Origin of the sequence: Domibacillus sp. PGB-M46, from assembly GCF_022668875.1 — a bacterium.
Classification (GTDB): Bacteria; Bacillota; Bacilli; order Bacillales; family Domibacillaceae; genus Domibacillus.
Genome location: NZ_JAKGCR010000002.1, coordinates 61,615 through 74,948 on the forward strand (window position 1 = coordinate 61,615; position 13,334 = coordinate 74,948).

The window sequence follows — 13,334 nt, forward strand, 5'->3', positions numbered from 1 at the left end:
GGTTAGCGGTTTTCTTAGCTAACCTCTTTTTCGTTTGTTTTAGTTCACTTCTGAATAATGCTCTTTTACAACAGACGCACAGCGTGGGCAAAGCGTCGGATGCTCAGCATCCTTTCCTACTTCGTCCGTTACAGTCCAGCAGCGTTCGCATGTTTCACCAGACGCTTTTTCTACTACAACAGAGGCTGTTTCAAGCTGAACCGCATGTTCAGGTGCTTCAGCGTCTGTTCCAGCAATTTCAAATCCAGAAACGATAAACAGCTGCTTCAAGTCTTCTTCGATAGACGCAAGCAATGCTGTTGTTTCCGCTCCGGCAAACAACTTCACATGGGCTGTCAATGATTTCCCAATGACTTTTTCGTTGCGGGCTTCTTCAAGCGCTTTGAGCACATCGTCACGAACCGCCATAAACGCTGTCCATTTTTGTGTTAAAGCCTCGGCGTCCGGAAGTTCTTTGTACTCCGGCATATCTGTCAGCTGTACGTATTTCTCTTCAGCTTCCGGCACTTCCACCCATACTTCGTCCGCTGTATGCGGAAGGATTGGCGATACCAATTTTGCAAGTGCTGTTAACGTTTCAAAAAGAACCGTTTGAATAGCACGGCGGTCGGCATGATTCTCCGCTTCGATATATAAAACATCTTTTGTAAAGTCAAGGTAGAAGGAGCTTAAATCAACTGTACAGAAATTGTTGATCGCATGGTAAATAGCCGCGAATTCATAGTTTTCGTAATGGCCGCGTACCGCTTTGATTAATTCGTTTAATTTCACCAGCATAAACTGGTCAACTTCACGCAGGTTTTCATATGCTACCGCATGCTCACTCGGCTTAAAGCCATCCAGGTTTCCTAAAAGGAAGCGGAACGTGTTACGTATTTTGCGGTAAACTTCGGCCACTTGTTTTAAAATCGCATCTGATACACGCACATCTGCTTGAAAATCAACCGATGATACCCAAAGACGCAGAATATCAGCACCAAGCTGCTCCATTACTTTGGCTGGAACAACCGTGTTGCCAAGTGACTTACTCATCTTGCGGCCTTCACCGTCAAGTGCAAATCCGTGGCTTAGCACGCCTTTGTATGGAGCATTTCCCGTTACTGCTACTGCCGTGATCAAAGAAGAGTTAAACCAGCCGCGATACTGGTCAGAACCTTCCAGGTAAAGATCAGCCGGGCGCTGGGCATCCTCGCGCTGCTCTAAAACAGCTTCATGTGAAGAGCCTGAATCGAACCAAACATCCATAATATCGTTTTCTTTCGTAAATTCTCCGTTCGGGCTGCCAGGATGCGTAAATCCTTCCGGAAGCAGCTCCTTTGCTGTCCGCTTAAACCAAATATTTGATCCGTGCTGGCGGAATAAATCCGAAACATGCGAAATCGTTTCATCAGTAATAATCGCTTCACCGTTTTCCGCATAAAATACCGGGATTGGCACCCCCCATGCCCGCTGGCGGGAAATACACCAGTCACCACGGTCACGGATCATATTAAACAAGCGTGTTTCGCCCCATGCCGGCACCCATTTTGTTTCTTTTACAGCTTGGAGTAATTCCGGGCGGAACTTGTCGATCGACGCAAACCATTGAGCTGTCGCGCGGAAAATAACCGGCTTTTTCGTCCGCCAGTCATGCGGATACGAGTGGGTAATAAACTCCATTTTCAACAGTGCGCCGGCTTCTGTCAATTTTTCAGTGATCGCCTTGTTGGCATTGTCATAAAACAGTCCTTCAAATCCTGGAGCTTCCTCTGTCATCACACCGCGGTCGTTTACCGGGCAAAGAACATCAAGGCCATATTTCTTCCCAACGATAAAGTCATCTTCCCCGTGTCCTGGTGCTGTATGAACCGCTCCTGTACCAGAATCCGTTGTTACATGCTCACCAAGCATTACAAGAGAATCCCGTCCGTAAAGCGGATGTGCGGCGATGATACGGTCAAGCTGTTCCCCTTTTACCAGCTTGTCAGTCGTATAGGATTCCCAGCCGATTTTTGATGCTACTTCTTCTAGGAGTGCTTCAGCCACAACGAACTTCTCGCCCGCTGCATTGACAACGGCATAATTCAGTTCCGGATGAACGGAGATACCAAGGTTTGCCGGAATCGTCCATGGAGTCGTGGTCCAAATGATAATTTTTGTGCCTTCTTCAAGCACACCGTTTCCTTTTTTCACTTCGAAAGAAACATAAATAGAAGCTGATCTTTTATCCTGGTACTCAATTTCTGCTTCTGCAAGAGCAGACTCAGAAGACGGAGACCAATAAACAGGTTTTAACCCTTTATAGATAAACCCTTTTTTTGCCATTTCACCAAACACTTTAATTTGGGCTGCTTCATACTCAGGCTTTAATGTAATATAAGGATTTTCCCAGTCACCGCGGACGCCAAGACGCTTAAACTGCTCCCGCTGGCTGTCGACTTGCTTGTAGGCATACTCTTCACAAAGCTGACGGAACTCGGCTACCGTCAGCTCTTTCCGATTTACACCGGAATTTGTTAGTGCCTGCTCAATTGGAAGACCGTGAGTATCCCAGCCTGGAATATACGGTGCATAAAAACCGCTCATCGATTTAAAGCGGACAATGAAGTCTTTTAAGATTTTATTCAGCGCGTGCCCAATATGAATATCACCATTTGCATATGGAGGGCCATCGTGCAGGACAAACATCGGCCGGTCCTTTGTGCGATCCAACACCTGTTGATAGATGTTTTCTTCATTCCATGTGCTCTGCATGGCCGGCTCGCGCTTTGGCAGATTGCCGCGCATCGGAAAGTCTGTTTTCGGCATTAATAACGTATCTTTATAATTCATTCTATAATCTCCTTTTTTAAATGAAAATAAAAAAACCTTTCACATCCCTCAAAAGGGACGGAAAGGTTTCCGCGGTACCACCCTGATTGACAGCCAATGGCTGCCCGCTCAAAACCCGTAACGTGGATTGATCGTTTTCCGCTACTCCAATGTTCACGAAAAATGCTCAAGGGTGATTTTGGAGCTGCATATCGGCACCAGGCTTTCACCGTCCCTGGTTCGCTTATAGCCGACTATCTGCGCTCTACTGTCCCTTTCATCGCGTTTTACAATTTATTCAGATGGTTACATTATAAAAATGAACGATTCATTCGTCAAGCTTATCTCTCTTCGTCGCTGAAGCGCTCAACTTCTTCCGTATCTACTTCAAATTCAAGAAGTGTATCCCAGTCATCATTGTTTAATAAGTCTAACTGAGCTTCCATCAGCATTTTAAAGCGCGTACGAAATACTTTAGACTGCTTTTTTAGTTCTTCAATTTCAACAGCGATGCGGCGGGCTTTTGATAATGACTCCTCGACAATGCGGTCGGCGTTTTTTTCTGCTTCACGAATCAAGAGTTTAGACTCTTTTAAAGCATTTCGTTTTACATCCTCTGCCGTTTCCTGCGCAATAACGATGGATTTATTTAATGTTTCTTCAATATTGGCAAAATAACTAAGCCGTTCCGTCTGGCCGGCCAGCTGCGCTTCTAATTCTTTTTTCTCGCGAATAATCAACTCGTAATCTTTAATAATTTGATTTAGAAAGTCGTTCACTTCATCTTCATCATACCCACGAAATGAACGGCCAAATTCTTTTTTATGTATGTCCAACGGCGTTAAGGGCATACAGCCACCTCCAAAGCATTACATGATCATTGATTTTCATTATAAAGGTTTTTCGAACGCTTGTGGGAAAATCCCGGCATTTTCACAAATTTATTTCAAAATGCCCAAGGTCATTCGCCATTTTTCTTTTTTGGTTTGTCCATCAAGGGATAAAATTTTCACACGTCCTGTTCCACGAATAGACAGCATATCCCCGGTTGCACATTCAAAGGAAGGCTGGTCTACAGCCCGCCAGTTTACTTTCACGGCACCGCCTTTAATAAGCTGCTGAGCCTTTTGACGTGACATCGACGGCAGCGCGCTGATGATCACATCAAGGCGCAGTGACGAAACCGTAACCGCTTGCTCGCGCCACTCTTCAGCTGTGTAAAGAGCTTCTGAAAATGGCTTTTCTTCCAACGAAACAGGTACTTTGCCAACATGGTCAAAATGGCTGTGCAGGTAATCGACAAGTTCTTTTGCCACAATTACCTGAAAGCATTCCTGCTCGTTTAAAATATCGCCAAATTTCTCCCTCTTTAAGCCAAGCCCCATCATACTCCCCAAAATATGGGGGTGGCTAATAGAAGCAAATTTATGCGGGTATTCAATATCAAAGAGACTAACATCAAAATCCGTTTCCTTCGGTTCGAAATAAGAAGGATGAATAAGCGCTCTTTTTCGTTCTGCGTTCGGGTAGCCTCCGAAAAATGAAACGAGCACTTCCTCCCCTGATCCGACAACTGACCGAAGAATCTGCCGCTGCCGGGGGTCTAAAAAGCCGGTTAGTTTAGGCGCATACATATCCGCCACTTGCTGCTTCCACTTTACGGTTTTATCAATGAAGTCCCGCTCTTCCGGCCTGAAATGCTGATAAATATCACTCATGTTATACCCAGATCATCAGCTGATGAAGTCCGCGCGTTGCTAGATTCAGTGTAATAAAAGCAACGATTGGCGAGATATCAATCATGCCAAGCGGCGGAATAATACGGCGGAACGGGTCTAGGTACGGTTCACAAATTCTTGTTAAAAAGCGCCCGATTGATGTATTACGTGCATCGGGAAACCAAGACATTAAAATATAAATAATGAGTGCCCAGGAATATAAATCAATTGCCCGGATCAAATAATAAAGTACAACATCCATCTCTTCTATTGCCACCCCGTTCTTTCTTGATCCTGCTGCCCAAACTGTGTAATATTTCCTGAAATCTCCACGTTTTCCGGCGCACAGAAAAAGATTTTTTCCCCAATTTGCTGAATTTCACCGCCGATGGCGTAGACCGTTCCGCTTAGAAAATCAACAATTCTGCGCGCCTGATCTGTTTGAATGCGCTGCAGGTTTACAACAACTGCTTTTTTTGCTTTTAGATGATCGGCAATCTCTTGTGCTTCTGCATACACACGCGGTTCTGCCATAACGACTTTTGATGGCTTTTGCGCACTTTTTAAACTCACAACATTTTTTTTGCGAGGCGCTGCCGCTGGAGGCGGCTCTTCTTCATACACTTCTTCTTCCACCATATCGTAATCTTCTTCATCCAGCAGGAAAAATGACTTAAACTTCGACTTCACGCCCATCATTCCACCTCCGCTTTCTTTTTACTCTCCAACAAGCGCCGTGCCAATACGAATCATTGTAGCTCCTTCTTCTACAGCTATTTCAAAATCATTGCTCATACCCATCGATAGCTCCTGGCACGGAGCATAGGGAAGATTTAATGCTGCCACTTCTTCTTTGCATAAAGCAAGCTTCCGAAAGCAGGACCGCAGAACATCGCGGTCTTCTGTCAGCGGAGCCATTGTCATCAAGCCGCACACACGAATTTTTTCGTATACATGAAGCGATTGAATAAACGGAACGACTTCATCCGGTGCCAGCCCGTGCTTTGACTCTTCACCTGATACATTTACCTGCACAAAACATTGGACAGGTTTTTCAGCACGGCTGTTTATTTCTTTAGCGAGCGATGCCCGGTCAAGTGAATGAATAAAATCAGCCTGGTGAATAATTGACTTTACTTTTCTTGTCTGCAGAGACCCGATAAAATGCCATACGGCACGATCTCCAATACTTTCATACTTTTCATTTAGCCCTTCGGCCCGGTTTTCACCAAGATGTGTAATACCCGCTTCCACTGATTCCTGGGCGCGAGCCGTTGTCACGTATTTTGTGACGGCGATAATCTGCACATCTTCCGCCTGCCGGCCTGACCGGCGGGCCGCTTCTTCAATCCGCTGTTTAATACTTTTTACATTTTCACTAACTTTCATGTTTCCCTTCCTTCCAGCCGATATAACCCATCATTCTGCCCGTACTTCCCCGGTCACGCCGATGAGAAAAAAAGTCCGGAGAGCAGCTTGAACATAAGGATGTTACATAAATATTTTCCGACGGGAGTCCTGCTTTGATTAAAAGGTCTTTATTAAAATCCTGCAGGGAGAAAAAATACGCATCTGCTTCATCCGGCACGGGAGAGAGCGGCAGCTTTTCTCCCGGACGATACCATTTCTGTACTTCTTCTGCCACACCCGCTCCCACCTTGTAGCATGATCCACAAATAGAAGGGCCAATGGCTGCTTCAATATCCTGCAGGCGGCTGCCCTGCTGCTTCCATTTCTCAAGCATCTTCGGCCCTATTCCGCCAACTGCACCCTTCCAGCCGGCGTGGGCAGTACCAATGAGCTTCGCTGCCCGGTCAAGAAAAAAAAGAGGTACACAATCCGCATAACAAAGAGTAAGGAGCACGCCGGCATCCTCGCTGTACAGTCCATCAGTGGCCGCCAGAGCCGTTTCGTAATCAAGTGCGCCCCTGCCGGCATCCCTCTTTGACACATGGGCAATGTGTACCTCATGTGTTTGTTCACACCCAATCCAGCCAGCTGTCGGAAAATCAATTAATTTGGCTGTATTTTTTCGATTTTCCTGAACAAAAGAAGCTTCCTCTTGCACATGAAAAGCCATGTTCAAGCCATTATAGCGGCCGGTTCCGCCAGCTTTCGACGTAAATCCAGCCACAAGACCTGGTTCTTCCAGCTCCCATTTTTCCAGATGAAACAAACCGTCATTCGATTTTTTAAAAGGTTCTGTCATGGCATGCTCCCGCTCATTTTCTTTTAGTGTACCACATGCCCTCTTTTTCGTCACCGTTCTTCCTCTTTCGGTTCAGTGTCACTATGGCGGACTAAAATAACGTCACCGCCGATTTTCACAATATGCATCCAGGGAATTACCAATTCTTCTTCCCTGCCGAATAAACCAAATTTTTTTCCGCTTTGTTCAATGATCAGAGCAGATATAGCACCCGTTGCATTATTTAACTCAATATCAGCCAGCCGGCCAAGCTTTTTTCCGTTTGTGACATTGACGATATCCTTGAGCTGGAATTCTGAAATTCGCATAACAGCCCCTCCTTTGTATCAATGTATGCGCCAAACCAAAGAAAAAACAGAAGATCTTCTCTTCTGTTTTTCTGATTAACCATTTATTTTCTTTTTCATTTGTTTGATGGCCCCTTTTTCGAGCCGGGATACCTGTGCTTGAGAAATACCGATTTCATCTGCTACTTCCATCTGGGTACGTCCGGTAAAAAAGCGTTTTTCGATAATCATTCGTTCCCGGTCTGATAATTTACTCAGCTCATCGGTCACCGTCATTGTATCTACCCATTCTTTTTCCCTGTCTTTTCCGTCGCTGATTTGATCCATCATGTAAATAGGGTCGCCTCCGTCCTGGAAAACGGGTTCAAACAATGAAACGGGATCTTGAATCGCATCAAGAGCAAAAACCATTTCTTCTTTTGGCACATTGATTTCACGTGCAATGTCTTCCGCTGCCGGCTCGACAGACCGTTCGGCTGTCAGCCTTTCTCTTGCCTGCAAAGCTTTATAAGCAATGTCGCGCAGCGAGCGTGATACTCGAATAGGATTATTATCCCTCAGATACCGGCGGATTTCACCGATAATCATCGGAACCGCATAAGTGGAAAAGCGGACATTGTGGCTTAAATCAAAATTATCAATGGATTTCATCAAACCGATGCAGCCTACTTGAAACAAGTCATCGGCTTGTTCATTACGGTGGTTGAATCGTTGAATTACACTTAAAACGAGGCGTAAATTTCCGGTAACCAGTTCTTCACGGGCTTCTTTATCCCCATTTTGGTATTTTACAAACAGCACTTTCATCTCAGGATTTGTTAATACAGGAAGCGTCGATGTGTCGACGCCGCACAGAACAACTTTATTTCGGGCCATCACTGTTCCTCCTCATGATGTCTGTTTCTCAAAACAGTATTGCCGGCCCGAAAGAAATTATTCAGCGCAGTTTATTAAGTTCCTTTTTTAGTCTTCCGATAATCTTTTTCTCCAACCGTGAAATATAAGACTGTGAGATGCCCAGCAAATCTGCGACATCTTTTTGTGTTCTTTCTTCCTGTCCATTCAGTCCAAACCGCATTTCAATAATTTGTTTTTCACGGCCTTCTAAGTCTTCAAGCGCTTCTGCTACAAGGTGTTTGTCCACTTCTTCTTCAATGCCTTTTGTGATAATATCACTTTCGGTCCCCAGCACGTCGGATAAAAGCAGTTCATTTCCGTCCCAATCGATGTTAAGCGGTTCGTCAAATGAGATTTCCGAACGGATTTTATTATTGCGGCGCAGGTACATTAAGATCTCATTTTCAATACAACGGGACGCATAAGTCGCAAGTTTGATTTTCTTTTCGGGATCAAAAGTGTTTACGGCTTTGATAAGCCCGATTGCTCCGATGCTGATGAGATCTTCAATATGAATGCCAGTGTTTTCAAACTTCCGGGCAATATACACAACAAGGCGCAAATTTCGCTCAATCAGCATAGCGCGTACTGCTTTGTCTCCGGAAGGCAGCTTCGTTAAAAGATGCGCTTCCTCGTCACGTGTAAGCGGCGGCGGAAGTGCTTCACTGCCGCCGATATAGTAAATCGCCTTGGATTTAAGCCCGGCTTTTTGAATCATATTATACATTACGTACATCCATTTCGTTTTTACCTGCCGCATATTGTCCACTCACCTTTCAATTCATTCCCGAACCATATTCGGATGCAAGATGCACGCAAACGCTTCGTCATCCGATAACATCTTGTCCGTAAACGTGACAAGCGTCCTGTTCGTTTCTTGTTTTTTTCCATTTATCCATATAGTAAAGCTGTCTGTACGAAAGGAGGCAAGCAGCCTGCTTTCAGCATGAATAGATTTAGATGGTACCCAAACGAGTTTTTCAGTCCAAGTGTCCGGGAGATGGAGCAGATCACTGATGTCTTCTTTAAAAAGCGCTTCAGGCCACTCCTCGGAGGGCTGAATCTGGCAGACTGCCACTTCTTTTTTTGAAATAGGATCACACAGCGCATTGCCCGTATCAATCAATCCGTGCCCTGACCAGTTAATTCCGCAAAGTGTAAAAGAAACGGGAACTGTCTGACTGATTACCCGCCTTGAAGCATTTAAACCTAATAAGCGGCGTTGAATAAAGTAAAAGGAAATGGCCACTGATACAATAAAAAAGAATATGAGAGACCATTTTCCCGCATCGGCATATTGCCTGTACATAGATTGAAATCCGAATAAAATGCCGCCTGTTAAAAAAACAGTAAAGTAAAAGGTAAGAACCATAGAAACAAGGCTTTTTATACCGGTTGTTTGAAACGCAATACGAATCATGAACACAGGCATGATGACCGTTAGCGATTTATGCAAAAGTCCGGTCGGGCCTGCTGCTAAATAGATACATACGGGGATAGTTCCAGCTAACGAAGCCGCAAGCAGCCGGGGCACCCTGAATGTACGCCCGCTCAGCTTTCCTGTTACGAAAAGAAGCAGTGCATCCGCAGCAAAATTAAAAAAAATAATCCCTTCTGCGTAACCGGCCAATTGATCCCTCCTTTTTTCCGGCTGCCTGTCCTATGTGCATTAGTGTACCGGATTCAATAGGGGATGTATGTCGGAATGTAAGTGAATTTTTACAGTAGTTTTTCCGAATCATGTCTAATTCGGGCATGGAAAAAGCCTGTTACGCCCTTTACATAGTACGGTGCGCCCTTTGCCTGTAAGAATTAGCATGCACAAAAAAACCCGCCACATAAGTGGCGGGTCTGCTTTTTATCTTCTTCTATTGCGATTACGTAAAAATGTAGGAATGTCCAACGTATCATCCGCTGAAGGCTGTTGATGCTGGCGCATTGGCTGCTCCGGCGCCGGCGTATCTTCACGCTTCAGTTCACGCGGTTTCGGCTGCTGTTGCGAAGCTGGCTGCGAAGGCTGTGGTTTTACTTGGCCAAGGCCGGGACGAACCTGCTGGCCTGCTTCACCTGGCACCTCTTTAAAACCAGTCGCAATAACTGTAACAACAATTTCTTCTTTTAAATTTTCATTAATAACAGAACCGAAGATCATATTTACGTCTTGGTCTGAAGCTGAAGATACAATATCAGCTGCTTCCTGTACTTCATAAAGACTTAAGTTTGTGCCGCCGGTAATGTTCATTAGCACACCTTGCGCACCGTCAATAGCTTTTTCAAGCAAAGGACTGGAAATGGCTTTTTTCGCCGCTTCCACTGCACGGTTTTCACCCGAAGCAACCCCGATTCCCATCAAAGCAGAACCTTTGTTCGACATAATAGTTTTTACATCAGCAAAGTCTAAGTTGATTAAACCCGGTGTTGCGATCAAGTCAGAGATACCCTGTACCCCTTGGCGAAGAACATTGTCTGCTTCACGGAATGCTTCAAGCATTGGTGTACTTTTGTCGACAATTTCAAGCAGGCGGTCATTTGGAATGACGATTAATGTATCTACTGCCGCTTTCATTGATTCGATTCCACCAGCTGCCTGCGTTGCACGCTTACGGCCTTCGAATGTAAATGGACGTGTCACAACCCCTACTGTCAGGGCGCCAAGATCTTTTGCAATTTGTGCAATAACCGGAGCTGCACCTGTTCCTGTGCCTCCGCCCATACCAGCTGTTACGAACACCATGTCAGCGCCTTTAAGCGCTTCTTCAATTTGCTCTTTGCTTTCTTCGGCCGCTTTTTTTCCAACCTCAGGGTTAGCACCGGCACCTAGTCCGCGCGTCAGCTTGTTGCCGATTTGCATTTTCACTTCTGCTTTTGACAAATTAAGAGCTTGCGCATCCGTATTGACGGCAATAAAGTCCACTCCCTGCACTCCGTGCTCAATCATTCGGTTGACGGCATTGTTACCGCCACCACCTACGCCGATAACTTTAATCGTTGCCAACGAATCTAAACTTGTATCGAATTCCAGCATGGCAAATCCTCCTATTTAATGCGTTCTTTTTCTATTCTTCAAAGAAGTACCCGAAAAGTCTTTTCATTTTTCCTTTGACGCCTTTTTCTTCTCCGTCATGAGGCTGCTCTTTTTTCACAGGCTTCGGTTCCTGCTTGACTTCCTGGCGCTCTCTTCTAACTTCTTTCGCCGCCGGAGCCGCTTGATTGGATTCACTTAATTTCCGTCCCGTTAACCGGGCATTTTTATATGCATACTTGATCAGGCCTACAGACGTTGTAAATTGCGGCTCACGTACACCGATATAATCAGGAATCGCAACGCGTACACGATTTTGAAATACATCCTGTGCCAAATCAAGAATGCCATTCATTGCGGATGATCCGCCGGTTAAAACAAATCCACCCGGAATATCATGAATACCCGACTGGCGAAGTTCTTCCACAACCATCATAAACAATTCTTCTAGTCTTGCCTCGATAATTTCTGAAATTTCAAGCTGGTTAAATTGATCATGCTGGTCACTGCCAATCACCGGAACACTGAACACTTCTTCTTCAGAAGCTAAATCATAAAAAGCATGTCCATGCTTAATTTTAATTCCTTCGGCTTCCTCTGTTGACGTACGCAGACCAATGGATAAATCTTTTGTAATATGATCGCCGCCAACAGGCAGGACAGAGGTCTGCTGAATATAGCCATCTCTAAAGTAAGAAATTGTCGTGGAGCCGCCACCGATGTCGACTAGTACAGTGCCTAGATTTTTCTCATCCATAGATAAAGCGATTTCCCCACTCGCAAGCGGCTGCAGAACAATTTCATTAATCTCAAGACCCGCACGCTCTACACAGCGCAGCGTGTTATGTAAAAATGTTCTTGAACCTGTTACGATGATCCCTTCCATTTCAAGACGTACACCGAGCATACCGCGGGGATCATTAATTTCATCAAAGCCATCTACAATAAATTGTTTGGCAATTACATTAACAATTTCCCGGTCGGGTGGAATAGACATCACTTGTGCCGCATCTTTAACCCGGATCACGTCTTCACTTGTAATCTCCCGATTTTCGCTTGAAACAGCTACAACGCCATTGCACGGATGCAAAATGGCGTGGTTGGCAGCAATACCAACAATCACGGAGCCAATCTCTAGGCCTACCATACGCTCCGCCTGTTCAATCGCTTTTTTAATCGAATAAACGGTATCGTCAATATCGACGACCGCTCCTTTTCGAATGCCTTTTGATTTTACATTTCCGACACCAATTATATTTAAGGAATCATTAACCATTTCGCCAATAATCACTTTAATCGCGGATGTACCGATGTCGAGACTAACTAAAATTTCATTATTATTCATGCTGCGGCACCTCCTTTACCATAAAAGCGTGAATAATCGAACAAACATTCGCACATTTACTCTACGAATACATGTTTAAGAACGTAATTCGTCATATTCAGCGTGTTTCCCTTTTAAAGTTTAGTATTTTTGATGTTTTTCTTAAACTCTCTCATACAAGTCTACACTAAGATAAGAAGCTCGAAAAGGCTAAGTTATTCAGTTTTAAGAAAACTTTATGGAGTATCTGCTTCTTGTGTTCTTTCCTCTGTTGTTTCTCCTGCCGCTTCCTCTTCGGCTTCTTCTGCTAGTTCCTGCTGCTGAGCTGGATCATAGGCTTTAAAATACGAACCAACTTCGATGTCGATTACACCTTTTACATCGGGATTAAGCTGCGTAGAAATGGAAGGGTAGTAAACCATTTTCTCAGCAAATGTGGAGAGAGTGGCAGACACTTCAAACCCATCTGTCATAAACGCCTTTATATGAAGAGAGTTATTTTTCTTTGGATCATAGTACACTTCAGAAATTGTGTTATACACTTCATCCGGAAGTGTTTGGGCTGCTTTTGTAAACAAATCGAGCGCCTTTCCTTCTTTGAAGTTATACAAAATCGGAAGCTGTAATGGTGCACCGCTCAGAGGCTGGCTTAAAATTTTCCCGTTTTGAAGAACAGGATACAACCCGCCTTTTTGAGCAGCGTAAGCAATTTCATTATGCTCTTCCACTGAAATCATCAAATCATTTGGGAACCCAATTGTAACCTCCGCTTTTTTAATGCGGTCGTCTTTTAAAAGAGCTTCTTCTGCCCTCCCCTTCCCGGCTGCCCAAATACTGCTTCCTTTTACAAGCCCGCTTTTCTCAATTACTTCCTGCTTTGTCACAAGACTGTTTCCCTGCACATGAATGTCTGCCACTTTGCTTAAGGGAGACTGCAGATACACAACAAGAAGAATAAGCGCGAAAAACAAAGATAGTAAAAGCAGCAGCCGGCGGTTCGCTTTCTTTTTTCTGATTTGTTTCAGCTTTGGAATGCGATCCTCAATTGAAATGATTTTTTCCTTTGTCATGTTCACACCTCTGCCCA

The 13,334-nt window shown here is 44.7% G+C and carries 14 protein-coding genes and 1 other annotated feature; all 14 genes read right to left on the bottom strand.

What is annotated here, in order from left to right; translation table 11 throughout:
• Positions 1-39: 39 nt before the first annotated feature.
• Positions 40-2,811, bottom strand: a complete 2,772-nt coding sequence (gene ileS / locus L2D08_RS02255; RefSeq protein WP_242232111.1) for an isoleucine--tRNA ligase — start codon at positions 2,809-2,811, stop codon at positions 40-42.
• A gap of 50 nt (positions 2,812-2,861) precedes the next feature.
• Positions 2,862-3,080: a binding site (T-box leader), on the bottom strand.
• A gap of 51 nt (positions 3,081-3,131) precedes the next feature.
• Positions 3,132-3,641, bottom strand: a complete 510-nt coding sequence (locus L2D08_RS02260; RefSeq protein WP_242232112.1) for a DivIVA domain-containing protein — start codon at positions 3,639-3,641, stop codon at positions 3,132-3,134.
• 90 nt (positions 3,642-3,731) lie between these two features.
• On the bottom strand, positions 3,732-4,508 hold the full coding sequence (locus tag L2D08_RS02265) for a YlmH family RNA-binding protein (protein ID WP_242232113.1): 777 nt from the start codon (positions 4,506-4,508) through the stop codon (positions 3,732-3,734).
• A gap of 1 nt (position 4,509) precedes the next feature.
• Complete coding sequence (locus L2D08_RS02270) at positions 4,510-4,770, bottom strand: YggT family protein (protein WP_242232114.1); 261 nt, start codon at positions 4,768-4,770, stop codon at positions 4,510-4,512.
• Positions 4,771-4,775: 5 nt separating this feature from the next.
• The gene (locus L2D08_RS02275; protein WP_242232115.1) at positions 4,776-5,204 is read right to left on the bottom strand and encodes a cell division protein SepF; all 429 of its coding nucleotides are present in this window, start codon (positions 5,202-5,204) and stop codon (positions 4,776-4,778) included.
• Between the two features lie 21 nt (positions 5,205-5,225).
• Positions 5,226-5,897 carry a YggS family pyridoxal phosphate-dependent enzyme gene (locus L2D08_RS02280; protein ID WP_242232116.1) on the bottom strand — a complete coding sequence of 224 codons (672 nt, stop codon included), beginning with the start codon at positions 5,895-5,897 and terminating at the stop codon, positions 5,226-5,228.
• Complete coding sequence (gene pgeF / locus L2D08_RS02285) at positions 5,887-6,771, bottom strand: peptidoglycan editing factor PgeF (protein ID WP_242232117.1); 885 nt, start codon at positions 6,769-6,771, stop codon at positions 5,887-5,889. The genes L2D08_RS02280 and pgeF overlap by 11 nt, the downstream gene beginning before the upstream one ends.
• Positions 6,768-7,025 (bottom strand): YlmC/YmxH family sporulation protein, encoded by a 258-nt coding sequence (locus L2D08_RS02290; RefSeq protein ID WP_242232118.1) that lies wholly within the window; start codon positions 7,023-7,025, stop codon positions 6,768-6,770. Before L2D08_RS02290 ends, pgeF begins: the two co-directional genes overlap by 4 nt.
• A gap of 75 nt (positions 7,026-7,100) precedes the next feature.
• Positions 7,101-7,880, bottom strand: coding sequence for an RNA polymerase sporulation sigma factor SigG (gene sigG, locus L2D08_RS02295; protein ID WP_242232119.1), 780 nt, complete (start codon positions 7,878-7,880; stop codon positions 7,101-7,103).
• Between the two features lie 61 nt (positions 7,881-7,941).
• A complete protein-coding gene (sigE, locus tag L2D08_RS02300) occupies positions 7,942-8,661 on the bottom strand; it encodes an RNA polymerase sporulation sigma factor SigE (RefSeq protein ID WP_242232120.1) in 720 nt (239 codons plus the stop codon).
• A 21-nt stretch (positions 8,662-8,682) separates the two neighbouring features.
• Positions 8,683-9,531: a sigma-E processing peptidase SpoIIGA gene (locus L2D08_RS02305; RefSeq protein WP_242232121.1), complete on the bottom strand. Its 849-nt coding sequence runs from the start codon at positions 9,529-9,531 to the stop codon at positions 8,683-8,685.
• Positions 9,532-9,759: 228 nt separating this feature from the next.
• Positions 9,760-10,926, bottom strand: coding sequence for a cell division protein FtsZ (gene ftsZ / locus L2D08_RS02310; protein WP_242232122.1), 1,167 nt, complete (start codon positions 10,924-10,926; stop codon positions 9,760-9,762).
• Positions 10,927-10,957: 31 nt separating this feature from the next.
• Positions 10,958-12,268, bottom strand: a complete 1,311-nt coding sequence (ftsA, locus tag L2D08_RS02315; protein ID WP_242232123.1) for a cell division protein FtsA — start codon at positions 12,266-12,268, stop codon at positions 10,958-10,960.
• Positions 12,269-12,483: 215 nt separating this feature from the next.
• Positions 12,484-13,317, bottom strand: a complete 834-nt coding sequence (locus L2D08_RS02320) for a cell division protein FtsQ/DivIB (RefSeq protein ID WP_242232124.1) — start codon at positions 13,315-13,317, stop codon at positions 12,484-12,486.
• Positions 13,318-13,334 lie beyond the last annotated feature (17 nt).

Coding starts and splice junctions, on each gene's coding strand:
- L2D08_RS02290 (WP_242232118.1), bottom strand. CDS start 7,025: ATGCGAATTTCAGAATTCCAGCTCAAGGATATCGTCAATGTCACAAAC.
- L2D08_RS02280 (WP_242232116.1), bottom strand. CDS start 5,897: ATGAAAGTTAGTGAAAATGTAAAAAGTATTAAACAGCGGATTGAAGAA.
- L2D08_RS02275 (WP_242232115.1), bottom strand. CDS start 5,204: ATGGGCGTGAAGTCGAAGTTTAAGTCATTTTTCCTGCTGGATGAAGAA.
- ftsA (WP_242232123.1), bottom strand. CDS start 12,268: ATGAATAATAATGAAATTTTAGTTAGTCTCGACATCGGTACATCCGCG.
- L2D08_RS02320 (WP_242232124.1), bottom strand. CDS start 13,317: ATGACAAAGGAAAAAATCATTTCAATTGAGGATCGCATTCCAAAGCTG.
- ftsZ (WP_242232122.1), bottom strand. CDS start 10,926: ATGCTGGAATTCGATACAAGTTTAGATTCGTTGGCAACGATTAAAGTT.
- sigG (WP_242232119.1), bottom strand. CDS start 7,880: ATGGCCCGAAATAAAGTTGTTCTGTGCGGCGTCGACACATCGACGCTT.
- L2D08_RS02270 (WP_242232114.1), bottom strand. CDS start 4,770: ATGGATGTTGTACTTTATTATTTGATCCGGGCAATTGATTTATATTCC.
- ileS (WP_242232111.1), bottom strand. CDS start 2,811: ATGAATTATAAAGATACGTTATTAATGCCGAAAACAGACTTTCCGATG.
- sigE (WP_242232120.1), bottom strand. CDS start 8,661: ATGCGGCAGGTAAAAACGAAATGGATGTACGTAATGTATAATATGATT.
- L2D08_RS02260 (WP_242232112.1), bottom strand. CDS start 3,641: ATGCCCTTAACGCCGTTGGACATACATAAAAAAGAATTTGGCCGTTCA.
- L2D08_RS02265 (WP_242232113.1), bottom strand. CDS start 4,508: ATGAGTGATATTTATCAGCATTTCAGGCCGGAAGAGCGGGACTTCATT.